The sequence below is a fragment of the Veillonella sp. VA139 genome (genome assembly GCF_003992005.1).
In the GTDB taxonomy this organism is placed as follows: domain Bacteria; phylum Bacillota; class Negativicutes; order Veillonellales; family Veillonellaceae; genus F0422.
The window spans coordinates 37,851-54,782 of the sequence record NZ_RQVL01000001.1; the positions used below are offsets into that span (position 1 = coordinate 37,851).

At 35.8% G+C, this 16,932-nt stretch carries 24 protein-coding genes and 1 tRNA gene; 1 reads left to right on the forward strand and 24 read right to left on the reverse strand.

The features are described 5' to 3' along the window. Positions 1 to 36 precede the first annotated feature (36 nt). The 24 genes from EO125_RS00245 to EO125_RS10140 all read right to left on the reverse strand — a co-directional run bounded on the left by EO125_RS00245 (position 37) and on the right by EO125_RS10140 (position 15,280). A complete protein-coding gene (locus tag EO125_RS00245) occupies positions 37 to 381 on the reverse strand; it encodes a hypothetical protein (protein WP_127147116.1) in 345 nt (114 codons plus the stop codon). A 204-nt stretch (positions 382 to 585) separates the two neighbouring features. Next, complete coding sequence (locus EO125_RS00250; RefSeq protein WP_127147117.1) at positions 586 to 903, reverse strand: 3D domain-containing protein; 318 nt, start codon at positions 901 to 903, stop codon at positions 586 to 588. Between the two features lie 8 nt (positions 904 to 911). Continuing rightward, a complete protein-coding gene (locus EO125_RS00255; protein WP_127147118.1) occupies positions 912 to 1,454 on the reverse strand; it encodes a hypothetical protein in 543 nt (180 codons plus the stop codon). A 12-nt stretch (positions 1,455 to 1,466) separates the two neighbouring features. After that, positions 1,467 to 1,886: a hypothetical protein gene (locus EO125_RS00260; protein WP_127147119.1), complete on the reverse strand. Its 420-nt coding sequence runs from the start codon at positions 1,884 to 1,886 to the stop codon at positions 1,467 to 1,469. 17 nt (positions 1,887 to 1,903) lie between these two features. Continuing rightward, positions 1,904 to 1,979: transfer RNA gene (locus EO125_RS00265), tRNA-Arg, on the reverse strand. A gap of 408 nt (positions 1,980 to 2,387) precedes the next feature. Next, entirely contained in the window at positions 2,388 to 3,056 is a 669-nt protein-coding gene (locus EO125_RS00270) for a hypothetical protein (RefSeq protein WP_127147120.1), read from the reverse strand. Between the two features lie 140 nt (positions 3,057 to 3,196). After that, positions 3,197 to 6,616: an LAGLIDADG family homing endonuclease gene (locus EO125_RS00275; RefSeq protein WP_127147121.1), complete on the reverse strand. Its 3,420-nt coding sequence runs from the start codon at positions 6,614 to 6,616 to the stop codon at positions 3,197 to 3,199. Between the two features lie 315 nt (positions 6,617 to 6,931). Further along, positions 6,932 to 7,603, reverse strand: coding sequence for a hypothetical protein (locus EO125_RS00280; RefSeq protein ID WP_127147122.1), 672 nt, complete (start codon positions 7,601 to 7,603; stop codon positions 6,932 to 6,934). After that, a complete protein-coding gene (locus EO125_RS00285) occupies positions 7,600 to 7,791 on the reverse strand; it encodes a hypothetical protein (protein ID WP_127147123.1) in 192 nt (63 codons plus the stop codon). Before EO125_RS00285 ends, EO125_RS00280 begins: the two co-directional genes overlap by 4 nt. Further along, positions 7,784 to 8,035 (reverse strand): hypothetical protein, encoded by a 252-nt coding sequence (locus tag EO125_RS00290; protein WP_127147124.1) that lies wholly within the window; start codon positions 8,033 to 8,035, stop codon positions 7,784 to 7,786. The genes EO125_RS00285 and EO125_RS00290 overlap by 8 nt, the downstream gene beginning before the upstream one ends. Before the next feature lie 156 nt (positions 8,036 to 8,191). After that, entirely contained in the window at positions 8,192 to 8,635 is a 444-nt protein-coding gene (locus EO125_RS00295) for a hypothetical protein (RefSeq protein ID WP_127147125.1), read from the reverse strand. Beyond that, positions 8,636 to 8,872 carry a hypothetical protein gene (locus tag EO125_RS00300; RefSeq protein WP_127147126.1) on the reverse strand — a complete coding sequence of 79 codons (237 nt, stop codon included), beginning with the start codon at positions 8,870 to 8,872 and terminating at the stop codon, positions 8,636 to 8,638. Then, the gene (locus EO125_RS00305) at positions 8,856 to 9,173 is read right to left on the reverse strand and encodes a hypothetical protein (RefSeq protein ID WP_127147127.1); all 318 of its coding nucleotides are present in this window, start codon (positions 9,171 to 9,173) and stop codon (positions 8,856 to 8,858) included. Before EO125_RS00305 ends, EO125_RS00300 begins: the two co-directional genes overlap by 17 nt. Next, complete coding sequence (locus tag EO125_RS00310) at positions 9,166 to 9,411, reverse strand: hypothetical protein (protein WP_127147128.1); 246 nt, start codon at positions 9,409 to 9,411, stop codon at positions 9,166 to 9,168. Before EO125_RS00310 ends, EO125_RS00305 begins: the two co-directional genes overlap by 8 nt. Next, positions 9,383 to 9,829 (reverse strand): hypothetical protein, encoded by a 447-nt coding sequence (locus EO125_RS00315; RefSeq protein WP_164726397.1) that lies wholly within the window; start codon positions 9,827 to 9,829, stop codon positions 9,383 to 9,385. The genes EO125_RS00310 and EO125_RS00315 overlap by 29 nt, the downstream gene beginning before the upstream one ends. A gap of 205 nt (positions 9,830 to 10,034) precedes the next feature. Further along, positions 10,035 to 10,358, reverse strand: coding sequence for a hypothetical protein (locus EO125_RS00320; protein WP_127147130.1), 324 nt, complete (start codon positions 10,356 to 10,358; stop codon positions 10,035 to 10,037). A 16-nt stretch (positions 10,359 to 10,374) separates the two neighbouring features. After that, complete coding sequence (locus EO125_RS00325) at positions 10,375 to 11,013, reverse strand: hypothetical protein (RefSeq protein ID WP_240630400.1); 639 nt, start codon at positions 11,011 to 11,013, stop codon at positions 10,375 to 10,377. A gap of 373 nt (positions 11,014 to 11,386) precedes the next feature. After that, positions 11,387 to 13,354 (reverse strand): DnaB-like helicase C-terminal domain-containing protein, encoded by a 1,968-nt coding sequence (locus EO125_RS00330; RefSeq protein WP_127147132.1) that lies wholly within the window; start codon positions 13,352 to 13,354, stop codon positions 11,387 to 11,389. 11 nt (positions 13,355 to 13,365) lie between these two features. Further along, positions 13,366 to 13,521: a hypothetical protein gene (locus tag EO125_RS09775; RefSeq protein WP_164726398.1), complete on the reverse strand. Its 156-nt coding sequence runs from the start codon at positions 13,519 to 13,521 to the stop codon at positions 13,366 to 13,368. Positions 13,522 to 13,532: 11 nt separating this feature from the next. Then, a complete protein-coding gene (locus tag EO125_RS00335; protein ID WP_127147133.1) occupies positions 13,533 to 13,856 on the reverse strand; it encodes a hypothetical protein in 324 nt (107 codons plus the stop codon). Then, positions 13,857 to 14,030: a hypothetical protein gene (locus tag EO125_RS09780; RefSeq protein WP_164726399.1), complete on the reverse strand. Its 174-nt coding sequence runs from the start codon at positions 14,028 to 14,030 to the stop codon at positions 13,857 to 13,859. It lies immediately after the preceding gene. 89 nt (positions 14,031 to 14,119) lie between these two features. Further along, entirely contained in the window at positions 14,120 to 14,899 is a 780-nt protein-coding gene (locus tag EO125_RS00340) for a Rad52/Rad22 family DNA repair protein (protein ID WP_127147134.1), read from the reverse strand. Positions 14,900 to 14,954: 55 nt separating this feature from the next. After that, entirely contained in the window at positions 14,955 to 15,137 is a 183-nt protein-coding gene (locus tag EO125_RS09785) for a hypothetical protein (protein WP_164726400.1), read from the reverse strand. Further along, the gene (locus tag EO125_RS10140; RefSeq protein ID WP_127147135.1) at positions 15,107 to 15,280 is read right to left on the reverse strand and encodes a helix-turn-helix domain-containing protein; all 174 of its coding nucleotides are present in this window, start codon (positions 15,278 to 15,280) and stop codon (positions 15,107 to 15,109) included. Before EO125_RS10140 ends, EO125_RS09785 begins: the two co-directional genes overlap by 31 nt. 160 nt (positions 15,281 to 15,440) lie before the next feature. On the opposite strand from EO125_RS10140, the gene EO125_RS00350 reads away from it, so the two are divergent. Next, positions 15,441 to 16,508: a site-specific integrase gene (locus EO125_RS00350; protein WP_127147136.1), complete on the forward strand. Its 1,068-nt coding sequence runs from the start codon at positions 15,441 to 15,443 to the stop codon at positions 16,506 to 16,508. Positions 16,509 to 16,932: the final 424 nt, after the last annotated feature.

The window sequence follows — 16,932 nt, forward strand, 5'->3', positions numbered from 1 at the left end:
TCCCCGTCTTTTTTATTTCTTTTTTTAAATTATCCATTAGATTGAAATATGGATTTTACTTTTTTGTTCCCATTCCATTTTTTTCTTTATATGCTCTTGCATTCCTTCCTTGAACGATTTGAGAATATTTTCAATTTTATTAACAGAATATTCTAATACTCCCCCATCTTGCTCTATCTTACAAAAATATTCATATCCATAGCCAAATCCTCTATCCTCACTAACATTAACTGAATTTTTATGAACGTCAATCATGTATCTAACACCATTGACTTCCTTGCTTTTACTAAACCCAAAGAGATATTTGTTAATTTTAAGATTATCGACAATATAACGCTCTTCAATCGTTGGTATTAAAGAAAAGCTAACTAATTCATCCATCTATTTCACTCCTTATATGCTCTTCATTCATTACTAATAGGTAATTTCATTTGTACACCTTTCCTGTCTTTTTATTTCTTTTCCCGATTTTCCTAATCCTAGAATTATTAATTCTATTATTACAGATATTCATCCAATAATACTCTCCGTATTGGAGGATGAACTCTCTTCTAGGCGTGATTTTTGCAATATCTTCTATATGTCTCATTGTCCTAGTACTTCTACCATTAACCATTGTCGACCAAATTCAATAGCTTCATCATAGCTATCTACAAAAATGTCTAATCTATCTGTATAACCACCACCAAATCTATCCTTGACCACGTACTCCTGTCCGTTAACAAGTACTTTTGTGCCTATCGGTAGGTCATCACTAGCAACCGCACCCACATAAGGATACTCTCCATTTGCCATAACATTGCCCGTATGTGTATAGGCACTTACATTCATCAGTCTTTCTGCTTGTACCTCTGTCCCCATAAGGGACAGGGCTAAAGCCAATACTGCTAAAAATATTCTCATATAACCTCCTATTGTTTTTGTTGTAACCTAATATATTCTTTCATTTGATTTTTCTTTTTTCTGATGACATTAACTAGAACTATTCCGAATAATTCGGGGATATTATCTCCTTCTACTACTCCACAGCCACTTAGGGTTCTATTTCCTCTGTTACGATTAAGCACATAGACCCAATCTGGATGAAATAATAAGAATTGGTTATCTATCATCTTGTTTCCAGATTTGAACTTAGCAAGTAGCGGGTCATAGCTTAATTCCTCAACTATGTAGCCATCTAACTCTCCTGTTTCTTCATAATCTGGAACGAGTGTGACCTTTATAAAGTCTTCTTCTATCCTAATTGGTCCATCTATTCTCTTAATCCAGTAGAACCACTTATGACTTCCGTAATCTATTTTTGTTTCTTCTTTTTTATGGATAACTCTAATGTACGGATATTCATAACCAACCTTTTCAAAATAGTCGAGAATATTCTCAATTGCTTCTTTCTCTGATGAAAAGTATCCTATGAACTCTTCTGATTCACTGTTCCCGTATATTAACTCGTACATAATTCCTTCTTTCTACACCACTGTGTGTTCTACTCCTCTTTGTTCCCATTTTTCTTTATCTTGCTCTTCTTTTTGTCTTTGTTTTTCTTTGTTTTCTGCATACGCTCGAATAGATTGACTGTATCTTGTAAGAAGTCTTATTAACATATCATGTTCACTTAACGATAGAATCTCGTCTTCAAAATAGTTAATATCACTTTCGCTAGCTCTCCAGAAGATTTTATCTTCGTCTTTTTCTACATCTATATACGTAACTGTTACAATGTCTTCATCAATAGATAGCTTTGGATACTCATCTGGGAACTCAACATCAGAAGAATATTCCCATACGTCTTTGTGAGTTTTCATCATCTCTACTTTAAAATATGTTTTTTCTTCTTGATTTTTTTCTAACCAGAATGGATTTAGTTTGAATTCGATTAACTTATTCATAATTCCTCCTTTATTAATGGTGCCCCAGGCAGGACTCGAACCTGCACATGATAGCTTAGAAGGCTATTGCCATATCCTTTAGGCGACTGGGGCATGGTAGGCTAGTGTATCAGCCTAGTACAAAACCTTAAACCCAACCTGTGAGTAAAAACTTACCCTAGGGTTTTATAACAATTACGGATTAGACCTTAATTGCTTAATGTAAATGATTAATCGAGTCTTAATGATTAGTAGCTTAATCTGAATGATTAGAGATTAAGGATTACCAGTAAGCCGTTTCTCTATTTACACATTTGGCATGATGCTTTTATCAGAAGGGTACGTCTATGATGTTGTACCCCTCTATAAAAGCGACTTTATTTTTCCAATTTTGCTCGCATTAATTTGACGGGACGACAATCTTGGGAACAGCAACCGCCCAGGTTTCTTTAAAAGTTTTTCGATACACTAGCATTTATGTGGATTTGTTGCAAAAGTTATTTAGTGTATATGAGTGTGATTTTAGTATTCCACAGTGATTTCAGTTACCTCTGTAGCATGTCCTAGAATCGAATCAATCTCTGCCAAATACCAAGACACATACTCTTTAAAGTATCGTAGGTTTTTAGCAAGGTTGTTCGGGTCTAAATACAAGACTTCGTTAGCAACTCGGATTTCTTCTTCACGTTCTTTAATTTGCTTAGGAGATACTTGAGTAGCTCCCCCAAACTCATTATTAATTCGTGTAACTACAGTTTGCTCTAACTCTTTTTCTTTAGCTTTTTGGTTTTTTGTTGCACATTTTACCTGTTGCATTAGGCTAACAATCAAGGTATCCTGTAAAAAAGCCAAGTAGTTTTTTCGAGCAATAGCAGAAGCAAAAGGAAGTTCTTCTGTTTCTTTTTTGCTATGTTCTTTGATTCCGTTAAACTTAGGTAACGTAACCGTATGCATGGCATTAGCTTTGATGATTGCTTTAGCAATCGCCTCGCGGCGACGTAATTTATCATTTAAAGAGTGGAAAACTTTTTTAGCTTCCTCTTCCCAGTCTGATACAATCATTCCATTTAACACCTTTGTTTGTTTTGAGATAACTTCTACAAAACTCTCACTGGACATTTCAGCAATTTGTTTGTCCAGTAATTTTTTTTGAGTGAGTGCGGCTCTCACTGTCATTGTTTCTTTTGTCATAATTTCCTCCTAATGATTAATCTTAATATACTTTTATTGACTTATAAGTTAAGTAAAAGTGGAATAAAAAGGTAGGTTCAACCTACAATGTTATTATAGCACTTTTACATTAGCTTGTCAACACTTATAAGTAAAGTTTTTTAGCGAATTGGGCAGACTCCGTTTTCACAACCTTCTTTATCGTCAAGAATTTCATATTCCTTACCCATATTTCTAGTGGTAATTTCCATGTTATTCAAGATTTCTGGGTCAAATTGTCTAGTCTTTTTCACTAAATCGTCATATACTTCTTTGGTGCATTCTTCATACGGCATAAGCGGATAATACGTTGAATTACTTTCCAAAAAAGTAACTCCCAATACATCATTCCAGTTGGTATGTACAAAGTCAACAACCTCCTCCCACTCGTTTGGTTTTACACTAATAGTATTTGATGCGTTGTGTTCCGTGTAATTTTTTTGGAACATTAAATATGTTTTTAATTGTTCTACTGCCGATACATCGTTTTTAGTTTTACGAGCCTCTGTCTTACATGGGAAATCAATTACCAACGTAGTTGCATTATCCATTGTTTGCCCTACTTCTGGATGTATTTGCCACCCTAGTTCTAAGGCTGTTTTAGCTAGTGGGTCACTAGCGTTTACACGAATACGTCGAATAAAGTATGGGCTATGTTGGTAATGTACACCAGGGCTCACTCCTCCAGCAATCAAGCTAAGCGTATTATGAGACAACAAACCACCTTGATAATAGCAGTGAATATTTTCTACCTCTATATCGTATGTGGGGACGCTCCCTTCGTCTTCTATTTTCACAATAGTATACGGGTCTTTTGTCTTAACAATCCCCTTTTCCACAAAACCTTTTAATTTTGCTTTGACAGAGTTTTGATTTACGTAATCAGTTGCTTCCTCCGAAGAAAAAGCTCTTGATAAGTGTAATTTCCACATTGGAGTTTTAGAGAAGCTATTTTCTCTCGATGTATTGCAAGATACTCCAAAGGAAATCCCTACTGCCTCGGCAACCTGTTGCATATGTCTTACAAAAGTTTCTTTTGAAGAATCAATGCAAAACGATTTATTACTGAAACAGCCATCGTTATCTGCGTATCCAATAATAAAAGACAAAATACACTTCCAAGAAGACCGTCTAATTACTTCTGGAATATACATTTCTCCTTCGTCATCGTATTTACGGATTCCATTACTGTCTAACCATTGTCTAACAGCTACCCGTCTAAAGTCTTGAACGAAAGAATCTCTATCGGTTAATTTTATAATGTGGGTATCAATGCCAAATTGTTCTTTCCAGATTCTTTGAACTTTGTCATGAACCTCTTTGTATTGGCAATGGAATTTGATTCTATGATTACTAGTAAAACTACCATTAGCAAAGTATGCTCCGATTAGCCAAGCTAAATCTTCGTTCATCTCTGTAGGGTATTTTTCTAGTCTTGCATCAGACCTATAGATTGTATAGTCAATCTCTTTTAACTTTTGATTCTCCTCTGTTTTATACGTACCAATGTTATGGTCAATAACCATACCTTCTTTTAGGTTTGAACCATTTACCCATTCTCCATTTACAGACATTGGATGTTCGTCAGTAATTCGTAAAATACGCCCATTTTTTAATGTAATTCTTTTTACATTTTTAAGGTCGTTTTTGTAGATTTTACTTACTGTATTTCCAGCTACAGAATATGGTTCTTTAATTTCATGAAACCCAGATTTCGTGTTTTCATCTGTAATGCCTTCATAAATTTCATCTAAGAATAAGACCCCATCGTCAAGTGTCCTCATCATATCTGATGTCGTACATCCTTCGGGCTTGACGCTCGTAACTAGCTTGGATTTAGGTGTTCCTAACTCTTCTGCGTATTCGTCAGCGTAGAATCTAGTCCACTTTTTCATCTCTTCTAAGAAAAGCTCTTCATTGAACCCCTCTGGTAACATCCCAATAAGGTCTTGATACCCCGTAATTGAACAACCTAATAAACGGTCTCTATGGTGAATCTCATTCCAACCTGGTAGCTCTAAATCAACGCACGTCATTCTATACCCTGCACGAGCAGATAAACGCATTGCTTTCTTTAGACCAGTCCAATCTACTGCGGCTTGCCCTTTGTATTTTCCTCTAACCACAAACTGGGTCAAATTAATTGTTGTCAGATTACATACTGCATTAGCAGGCAATAAGATTTCTCCACACTGGGCTGTCATAACTCCATTGAAGATGCCAGTATGATTCTTTGGCTCTGTAAAACAGTACACCGTAGGTTCATTGTCTCTACGAACTATTCCAGTTACGTAAACGAATCTTGATGCCTCTCTATTTGGATTTGGATTTAGGTTTAATCTATAGGTTTTTAATCCTAGTTCCATTAATTCTCTTACGTTCCAAGCAGAAATTGTTAATCTATAACATTTATTGCAGAAATAGATTTTGCTTTCTCCTGTCCCGTTGTTAGCAGGCAATGCTCTTTCTCCCTCTTCTTTCATTTCTGAAATACAGGAATTAACTCCCATGGTAGACAACATCTTAAAAAGGTCTTTCAAGAAATTTTTATCTACAGAAGAAATTGCTACGCTACCATCTTTAGAGTTTATGCATCCATCACTATCGAGCAATCCAGCCAAATAATCAAGTCTATTTTGAATAGAATCTTGTGCTGTAGGTACTCTATGTTTTGGGAATGTAGTTGGAATATAAACAGTATCTCTTTCCTCTCCATCTAATACTCGACAACCCTTACTTGCAAAAACTTGCTTTAAAGCTCTCTTTTTCCCGTATAACCAAATCAAAGGTTTGGATACGACACCATCTCCAGCGTAAAACCCAGCTACGTAAGGGTCTACGGATGAAAAATCAGAGAACAAAGAGTTTCCTCTAAATAGGGATGTTAAAACTGGTAATGTCCACTTTTCAAGTTTATCTCCAATTGACAACTCTGTAGCCATAACTCGCTCCCCACCAACTAAAACGAATTTATGGTAGTCTGTGCATTTTAATGATGTTCCATTAGAGAATTTAACCTCCAGAATTGGTTGGTTATATCCAGTTACTCTAGGTCGAACTTGACTCCATTCGTATCCATTCCAAACAGTTACGTCGGTATCAACAACATCCTTAATTTGAACGTATCCATATTCGCCTGTGAGGATTTCTGTATCTCCTGTTGTGCATGGATTTGTTCCAGCATAATCTCCTCTACGTCTTTTAGATTCTGCTACATTGACGAAGCCAGGTTCTCCAGTAGCTCTAATGGAATCAAAGATTTTTTGTAAGTATTCTTTTGTAGGTGTTTCTTCAATGTATAATGAGTTATTACTCATAAAGCGATGGTACTTCTCTGGGGTTAGATTGCTTTTTGCCTCTGTACATTCTGTATCTTTTGGGTCAATTAAAGCAATTTCCGCCGTTCTTCTCACTCCACCAACAACAACATTTTGTCCAATTAAATTACAAATATCCAAACAATGAATAGGTCTAAGTTTACCACCTACTGGTTTAGAACTATATTCACCTTCGGTGATAACTTTGTGAATTTTATTAAACATGTCTTCGATAGATTCACTACCGCTGGCTGTCCTTTATACCCTCGGTTTCCCGATATTTTAAAAGGGGAGTAGACTATATCTTCACCCACGTTTGTGGGGCTATGCACTTCGCAGTTGGGAATTTCACCCAACCGCTACTCCTAAACAGGATAGTCGTTACACCTTACCTACTACCTATAAACAATAATAGGTCTTGGCACGGTATTACCATATCATAAAGACTTAGGTTTCCACCGTTAGCACCTTTCGGCACACCCTGCATGTACAGGTTCACATAGTTTATTTTGATGCTATTACTAGCAAAAGGGGGCTAATTTAACCTCCGAAAGTCATTAATGGAGTTCCTTTGGGACGAATCTTTGTAAAGTCGATAACTAACTTTGTTTGTGTTTTCTTAGGATTAGTCATAAAGCGTAAGTAAGTAGCTAATGCTTCTTTCCAACCTTCTTTACTATCTCCTACGATAATATAAGCATGGTCTTTACTCGCTTCGATATACTCTGTATCGGGGTCTCCCCAAGGCATTCCTTTATGCTTGGTAGTGGTTAATTCTACATTCTGTCTGAATGTAGGTAGTTTCGCTACATCACTAGGCAAGATTCTAAATCCTACTCCAGTACCAACCATAAGAAGATAAAACAATTCATCAAACGAAACTAAGTTATCAATTACCACAAAGGAGCAGTTAAATCCAGCCAATGGAACTTTTTTAGATGCTTCTGAGCCACCAATCCATAAGCTACGACCACTAATAAACTGTTTTAGATTATACATGTTGTCGAATAATTCTTCTGCTTCTTCCTTAGACGTAGTTGCTAAAGAAGTATTATATTCAACTGCACGAGCACATGTTTCTTTCCATGTCTCTCTGCGGTTCTCTTCTGCTAGCCATCGTGAATACGTTCTGTAGTACACAAACTTAGATAACTCTGTCATATGGTCTGGGAAATCTTTATATTTCCCTAGAAATTCCTTGCCTAATTTCACTTCTTCTTTCCTCCAACTTCACGCTTTCTTACTAATTTTACATCATCTTCTGACCAGTACTTCCCTTTGGGACCTAATACAGAGTATGAATGTTTCTTTGTTTTTGGGTTGTACATAATAGATTGCACTTCAATTTCTCCTTTAGGAGTCATAATAATATCATGCAAATCAATTATCTCTTTACTCATTTGGTTCTCCCTTTAATCTTTTGTATAAAGATGTACTATAGGAACCGATGTGTTTTAAGTGGTCAGGAAGCCAAGCTCCCCATAAAGATACCATTGCAAATGTCAATACCATATCAATATTAGACATAAACTGTCTTCCTTCTAATAGAAATACTACAGGTACCCCAATAATAACAAAAATGGTCAACAAAAGCATGAAGACATCTCTGGTAGTTGATAACAACCCTATAAAGAATTCTTTCATAGTTCCTCCTAATCCAATACTTGTTTTGTATATATTATGTTCCCTTGCTCATCTGCTATGATATACGCCATATATCGTTCTGATACAAATATATACGTATAACCAAATACAGGATAAAGTTTTTTTTGGATTTCCATTGCCTCGAACTCAAGGTCATTAATAGTTACCGACAAGTTTCTCTCCTCCTACTGGTCCTCTCATAGCCCTGCAAGCATTTTCATACACTAGTTTAGAATCGTAATAAATACGAGCCAAGTGCCTTGCCTTGGCATCTATATTTTTTTGATGATGAATAAAATACGATACTTTCTTCCAACCCTCAATTACCTCTGGGTTACAAGACGCTTTTCTTTCTCCATCATTCACCTTTGTAGATGATTCTAAACTGATACGAGATTGAGTAGCCTTTGCCGTGATTTCACATTCGGAAATAGTTTTGCCTATTTCAGCAGAGACTGACTCAAAACTCGCCTGTAGGGAAGATGCCTCTTTCATCAATCCAAAGGCATCACCTACTGCACTGTCATCAAGTTCGTTATACCATTCGACTAATTCTTGATATAGCTCAAATAGCTCATACAAACTGTCTTCAGACCACATTTATTTTTCCTCTTTTGCTCGCTTGTTTGCATTCAAATCTAAAGCAATTTCATTTAGTAGTTGAATCGCTTTTTGTTCTTCATCAAACTTTTTAATTACAATCTCTTTTCCTGTAGGTAGACATCCTCGTAGGTCGTAGCAAAAGATTTTATTTCGGTCTGCTTTGTCTGGGCGTTCTTTCACAAAGATGGATACACAATCCACCAATTTTCTACTATCATCAGTTAAGATAAGCATTTGTTTCTCCTTTGTCTAATAATTCATACTTAAAGTTTTTGATTCTGTATATAACTTCATTTAGGAATGTTGTTGCATCTGTAAGGTTTCCTATCCCAGCATCTAAACAGATTTGTACTGCTGTCAATGGGTCTCCAACGACATCTTGTACGCAAACCATATCTGCGAATGGGTCTCCACTTCGGGATAGGGGGCAAAGAATATCTTCCTCAAAACCTTCTTGTTCTGCATCCTCTTCATAACTTACGAATGGTTTCCCGTTTGGTTCAGCGGGGAATACCAAAACTCTTTCTTTATTCATTACTTACACCTTCTACAGACTCCTCAACAAACTTATCAAATACGGAGCTAAACATATGTAAGAATAAAGGTGCGTTCTTTTCGTCTGCTCCCTTCAATACATTAACCACAAGGGCACTTAAAATAGTCATCAATTCTACTGGTGAAACCTTAGATATTTGAATATCTATGCTTGCTTGTATAGCTTCGTCTTTAAGTTCGTACATCCCATTAATCTTTAATCCTGTGAATTCTTTCATATACTTTCTCCTTTATAAAGAACAATCTGTGACAATATGGTCGTGAAATTACAACAATATCGCTATCATCTTGCTCAAAATAATCATGAATTTTTTTGAAACCTTTATCTTCTATTACCTCGGAGATTGGTAGGTCTACACCATTTACTGTAGCCATGAATAGGTCCTCTCTCATAAGGTATGCCAATGTATTTATGCGTATAACCCCTTTTTCAGCCTTCTTGTACCAGCTATCAGAGTTTACATTCCTTTTTGATTCTACGGTGTAGGTTTCACCATTAATAGTTAGTTTTATGTCTCCTCTCATTTTTTCAACCATCTCATCATTAGCTAATGCTTTGATGATGTTAGCTGATTTTAAAGCTCCAGACATAGGAACTAGGTTGGCTTCTAGTCCATGCTTTTCTAACCACTTCACAAGTTCTCGCTCTGCCACTCGACCATTTCTTCGATTACTCTTTCCTCTCTTGGATGCAGAGGACTGTTTCTTTACCTTTTTTTGTAAGGCTTTTTCTATTCTATTTTCTTCCTGTCTAGGAGAAAGAATCGAGTAATCTTTTGGTTGGTATAAGCCATAGTCATCACAACACCAACATTGGTCTTTCATGGTCTTGCAGTTTTTTCTAACCTTGCAATTCAGAGTCTTCATTACTTAAAATTGCCAATCCTAATAAACAATATACAATTACGTCACGTAATCGTTCTTTTGCATCTGGTAACACTGTCCCATGTTGTAGTAAGGCTAAGTCATGTTTATCTTTGAACTGCATGCACGCTTTAAACGCTCCCGCTTTTGTAAGCTCTCCATTCTGTCTCTTTGCACTTTCCTTGAATGCCTTTAATACATCTTCTTTAGAAGCATATTGTTCGTTCTTCATTAGAAACAACTGGTCAACTTTCACTAATTCATCTACCATAATATGGCTAAAGTTTTTTCTATTAAGCATTATTCCTCCAAATAAATTACGATTTGTTCTCTTTCGCCTTGCGACCAACATCGCAAAATTCTGCTACGGAACAATATCTCTCACATTTTAGTCCACCCCATGTTTCACTGTGTCTACACGGTGGTGGTAAAGTATTTGTTTCTAAAGCCTTGATTAAGTCATTGGCTTTTTTCTTCATATACCGCTCAATCCAAATATCACTAATCTTATTAATCGGGACCAGATACCCAGGTTGTGTAATCCCTCTGCTATTTGCAATAAACGTATTCCCATCACGAACAATAATTTCACAAACCAATTTATTTACTGGCTTATTTAATTCTTTTTCTATTTTCATTCGGTAATCGTTTAATTGAATAGCTAGGTCTAATCGACTATGAACTCCAGGTCTAAACTCTTTTCTGAATTTAGGTTGTCCTTTTTTTGCTCCAGTCTTATACACTTCTCCTGTAGGAACCTTGACCTCATGCAAACCAAGAACTTTTGCAACCTTGAAACTCCCATACAATTTATAATCGTAGAGCGTCCCTCCGTCTTCTGTGGAGTAGTAATCAAACGCACCTGTAGATACCCCATCATCTATTCTGATTTCTGCTAGGTCATCTCCAGTAACAAACTGCTCTAGGTAATCATGAGAGCGTGTCCCGTTAATCATAAACAGAGATTCTCTAGGATTTATAGAGTAGTTGTTTGTTATTTCTAGGTATACTTCCCTTGTTCCTTTTAACAATTGGGTAGTAGAGGGTTTCCCTGTCCACTCTCTTTGTAGCGAAATACTTTGAAGAGTCGGTTTACTTAAACACCTTCCACAAGGTGCGTAGCTAGTCCCTGCCAGCCTACATGTATCTAAACATTCCTTAATTCCAACCTTTATCCCATCTGGACAAAGAAATTTATCGTATGGCATTTCTTCTTTCCTTTCTACTCTTTTATTATCTTATAAGTTAAGTTATTAAATAAAAAAAATAACATCTACTTACGTTACTTACATTATACTCCTTATAACTTAACTTGTCAACACTTATTTGTTAAATTTCTTCTAACCTTGATGTCTCTGAATTGTACTTCAATTCCATTCTACTTGGTCCGTACATGCCATCCCTAGCTTTTTCTACTTTCAGCCTTGTGATATTTTGTAATTTTTGTTGTTTTTCTAGGGATAAACCAGGTTCTTTCTCTGGTCTCCATAGCATAACAATTACGTCACCAGATGCCTCTATGTCACCTGTCATACGGAGCATATCCATAGTAGGTTCATTATAGGTACCAGCACTTCGGTTTAACTGGCTCAACATAAACAGTATAATATTATACTTCTTTGCTAAGCCTTTCATCTTTAGTGCCTCTCCACTAGCACCTTCGTAGGTATTAGCTCCCTTTAGGTATGTAAAGTAATCTACTACAACCAAATCTACAGGACCACCTAGTAGGTTCTTTTGGTTTAGAGATGCGATTCGACGTTCTATATCATCCATAGATAAATTATTATCATCGTAGATGATTAGCCTATCTTTTAATTTTTCTACTACTTGCTGTATTCGCTCATCGCCTTGTAGAATTAATTCTCTAACATCTCTCATGTTTATTTTCAAAATCATGGCAATCATTCTTTCCATGACCTTACCTTTTTGCATTTCGAGGGAGAAGAATACGCAACGCATTTTGTTAGCGATTACCTGTCTAAGGATATATTCTATCGCCCAACCTGTTTTGCCCGCAGATGAATAAGCACCGAGGATAAATACTTGCCCTTTAGATAAGCCACCAATACAGTCATCTAATCTTTGGAAATGAGTTTTATACTCTCCCCTTTGATAGATTTGTCTTAGGTCATTAATTGACTCTTCAACACCAGCCGCATTTTTGATTAATGTTTCTACATCGTCTTGAACTGAATCAAAGTATGCCCTTAACTCTGTATAGTCTCTTCCCCATCTTTCCGCTAATTGCTTTATCAAGTCTGACTTTAAAATAGGGTTAGCTATAGATTTCAAGAACTGGTATGCAGAATCATACTCTTCTTCTTTGGCTTTACAGGTGTCTAATAAATTCATTAATGCAAATCTATCTATGTGGATTTTAGGTAGTGTTTCTACGTTGATACCTGCCATTAGGGCATCATTTAGGTCTTTACATCCTTCTGGTAATTGTAATACCTTAACTACTGCCTTCGGCAAAACTTCTTTGAAGTAATCTCTTACACGAGGAACTCTTTTTAAACCTTCTGCATCATTATCTGGGCAATAGATAATTGTCGGCATCTGGCGGATAGACATGGGTAAACTTCTTAATTGGTCTCTGTGAACTTCATTCCCACAATACGCAACAGTGGCTAATCCCATTTGGTGCCCGCTCATTGCATCCATGTACCCTTCTACCATGTATAGTTCACCTGTATGCTTAACAAGTCTTCTTGCTCTACCAATGTTAAATAGCAAAGCAGATTTATCATACAGAACATTATTGATAGAATTTAGGTATTTGGGTTTTCTATCAAACTGTCTTTTTGCTATCGCAACAACTTGCAGTTGAGAGTTATGAATAGGGATAATTAGGTTTCCACCCTCTTCCCCTAAGCCAAATTCTTGTATAGTTTCATCTGTAAACCCACGCCTGCGAAGATAATCAGATACCTTACTAACGTTTTTTTGACAAGCAACTACTTTTTTAGTGAAATCTTCTTCTACTTTCATTGACTTCATAAAGGTTTCATCTGTTTGTATGTCTATGTTATATTCTCTTGCTAATTGTTTTACAGCTTCATTAAAAGGAACATCTTCATAATCCATTACAAAACTGATGACATCCCCACTAGATTCACACGCAAAGCAATGGTATGAATTGGTGTGAGGATATACAACAAGAGGAGTGCCCTCCTCACTTTTGTGAATTGGGCACCGACCTTCAAACAGATTCCCCTTGGGTTTCAACTCAGTGTATCTACCGATATATTCTACGATGTCAACTTTTTGATTAATGAGTTTCCCAATTTTCATATCTGCTCTCCTTACTTGTTAAGTAGTTCTCTAATTTCATCTACGTAGTCACCAATGATTTCAACAAACACCTTTTGTTCATTCGGTGTAGTTTTTCTCATTAACCCTGCAATAGTTTCAATTTCTCGGAATCTACGGATTACTTCTTTTCTATATTCTTTTTTCATAATAGTGCCTCCTACAAACTCATTAAAGAATCAAATGAATACGAGTCAGCTTTGTCATGTATCTTTGATAACCCCTCCTTTGTTTCTTTCCATCTCATTTCGGTTTGGTATGCCTTTGCCTTATCTGAAAAGGTATAGACATTCATAAACTCAAATTCGTCTTGAGACATCAAGTAATCGTAGGATATATTGATGAAGTCTGGGTCTTGCTTTAGCAGGTAACTACGAAGCAACCAATATTCTTTTGTAGGTTTCCCATGGACAAAAGCAGTTTGCTTTGAAACCTTTTTTAAGTACATCGTTACTACTTTTTGTAATTTACCAGCTTGTGTCATTTACTTCACCTTTACCCCATATAATACAGGTCTCTTAGTAATACTAGGACCTTTGACAATCATTCCATTAGCTAGCATGGTTTTAATTACTTTTTTTATTGTGAACATGGATAAGTTTGGCAATCTTGCCTTTATCTTCCTGAGCTCAACATGGGAGAATTTTTTATCTCCCACAACGAACCCTTCTTCTGTCACAATGTCCCTAATACAAGAGAATACAACCACTTCATTAGGGCTATATTCCTGTAATAACTTATCGTCTATTACCAAGGTACTGCATCCATTGCTGGAGATGCTGATGGATTAGAAGCTAACCATGCAATAGCTTGCTCTCTTACAGCCTCTTTTTGGATGTTTTTAGACATCCATTCAATGTAATCTCTTGGTACTTCAGAGAATGTTTTACCTTTGTGTTTTCCAAAACCAATTACTGGTTCGTGATGGTCTGTATTTTCTTGCCAGTCATTAGGCATTTGAGGCTCCTCTTGAGGAGATTTAACCTCTTGTGTATGAGGAGTTTCCTCTTCCTCTTCGTATTTGAATCCTTCTGGTAGTGCCCAGTCTGGTAAACGAGGAGTTTTAAAGTTACCGTAAGCATCAATGCTAACCCATGTAGCTTCTAAGTTGTATAGGTAACGACCAATTCCAAGTTGAGCGGCGGCACGTTTCATTGCCCCAGATGCTCCACCTTTAATAGCCTCAAAGTCTGTACATGGAGCTACATCTTCTCTGATTGTATATTTCTCTTTGCCTTCTTCATCTAGGAATTTAATTAGCAAAGTGCAAGAGAAACCTTTTAGGTCAATTGTATTCCCCATTTTATCTGTCTTTGCAGCTATTCCCATGTCAATTGGTTTAAAGTGAACTTCCCAGTTACCTGGTCCAACAGCCTCGTCTAAACGATTCATAACTCCACGAGCAGTTGTATAGGCTAAAATACTTGCTTTTGTCTTATCTTTTGATTTCTTTCCAATACGCCATTCAATATCTGATGGATGTAATGGTTTTTTTAAAATTTCAAAAACTTCTGCTTCACTTCTCATTTTTATGCTCCTTTATTTACTTGTAAGTGTATGTTTTATGGAAAGAAAAAGCTGTTTACACAGCTGATTCACCATATTTAAAAACTCTTTCGCCAACCTTATAAATCTCACAGCTTCTACATAGTTTCATACTAATAGAACTTTGAACAATATTTTTTGCTTCTTCTAGGGATTCAACCATTTCATCATGGTGATTCTCCATTCTGACTAGATACAACTCCTTGTTTTCTTTACCCATTGTAATACTTCTTCCTCCTTGAACCTTAATACTCTTGGACTAAGTTGATAACAGGGTAAACCATGTCTGTGTACTAATCTTCTTACTTGCTCGTCTGATACGACTAATAATCTGGCAACTTCTTTCGTTGTAATCAGCTCCATGTTTCCTCCCTTCGCAAGTATTGTAACACATCTACACTAATAAGTCAACACCTGTTTTTTTAACTTTTTTCTTTATTATACTCGAACATTTCTTCGCAGTCAAGAACATTTGTTTTTATCCTTTATTCGTATTATAATGTAGTAAAGGAGGAATTGTAGTATGACAAAAAGAAGAGGAAATCAAGAAGGAACATTTTACCAAAGAGCTAATGGAACATGGTGCGGACAAATAATGATAAATAATATACGCTACACCGTGTATGCTAAAGGCATCCAAGAATGTAGGAGAAAACTGAGAGATAAAATACAAGAAGAGAAAACTACGAACACATCAGATGAGTTATACTATCCTTATGCCATTAGAACTATTGAAAAAGAAGTTAACCAAAAAGAAATTAAAAGAACAACATCTGTAACAAAAAGGTGTGCAATAGATAAATTTAATAGTGCTATTGGAGATATAAAAATAGGAGATATAAAAATAGGAGATATAACAGCGGACCATGTTAATAAATTTGTAGGGTCTCTTCTTAGTAGCAACGTTACACCAGGAACTATTAATACAATGGTTGGGTACGTTCTTTCTATTATCAATACCTCTGTAGTAGACGGTTTAAGAGATAAAGGAATTCCATCTAACTTAATAAATAAGCCACCAAAAGAAAGCAAAAAAAGGAAGCTCCCAACTGTAGAAGAGATTAAATCTATAATTATGGAAATAAAGGAAAACTATATTAGAGTATTTCTTTATATACTTCTGTACTCTGGGCTAAGAGGAGGTGAAGCTATTGCATTGAAGTGGTCTGATATAGATTTAGATAAGAATAAAATATATATCAATAGAGGCTATGCATCCATAGGAAAAGAAGTAATAATCTCTTCTCCTAAATCAAACCGTATTGGAGAGTACGCTCAATTCTCTGACGTTTTAAAAAACATCTTGCTCGACTATAAAAAAGAACGAAATGAAGAGAATTTATTTAACCTTCACAAGGCATTAGAAGTGCAAAGAATGCGACAATGCTTTTCTAGGCACTTAAAAAGACATGGCTTCTCTGGTGGTTTGCATGTATTGAGACATTTACATGCTAGTATACTAATAAACAATCATATAGATATAAAAACAATTCAGTCTCAATTAAGACATGCAGATATAAGTACTACGAACAAATACTTACACTCTCTTCAAGAGGACGTAAGAGAAGATATAAAAAAACTTAATTTTTAGTTGCAGTACATTTGCAGTAAGTATATTAATAAATCCTTTTATATTGGTGTTTATCAGATATTTTCACTATAGTACCATAGTTCTCCAAATTAATCAGTTTCTTTTCATAAATTTATCCTATTTTTATTGATGTGAAAGTTTTATATGTATACTATTTTTGCATAAATTAAATGATTATAACTCATTACTTTGTATGTGCTGTATACATCATACATTTCAATGCACATCCTTTCACATGTTTATACACCTAGATTCTATAGAATAATAACTGTAATTGTTTACAATTTTCATAAAGTATATGCGTTATGCAATCTATGAAAAGAACGCATTCTAAGCAGTATAGTGCAAAAAATCACTGTGACGAAATCCCCTATTTCATGCTATGATAGGGATATAAGTTTTATCTAATTTGCTTCTTATTCCA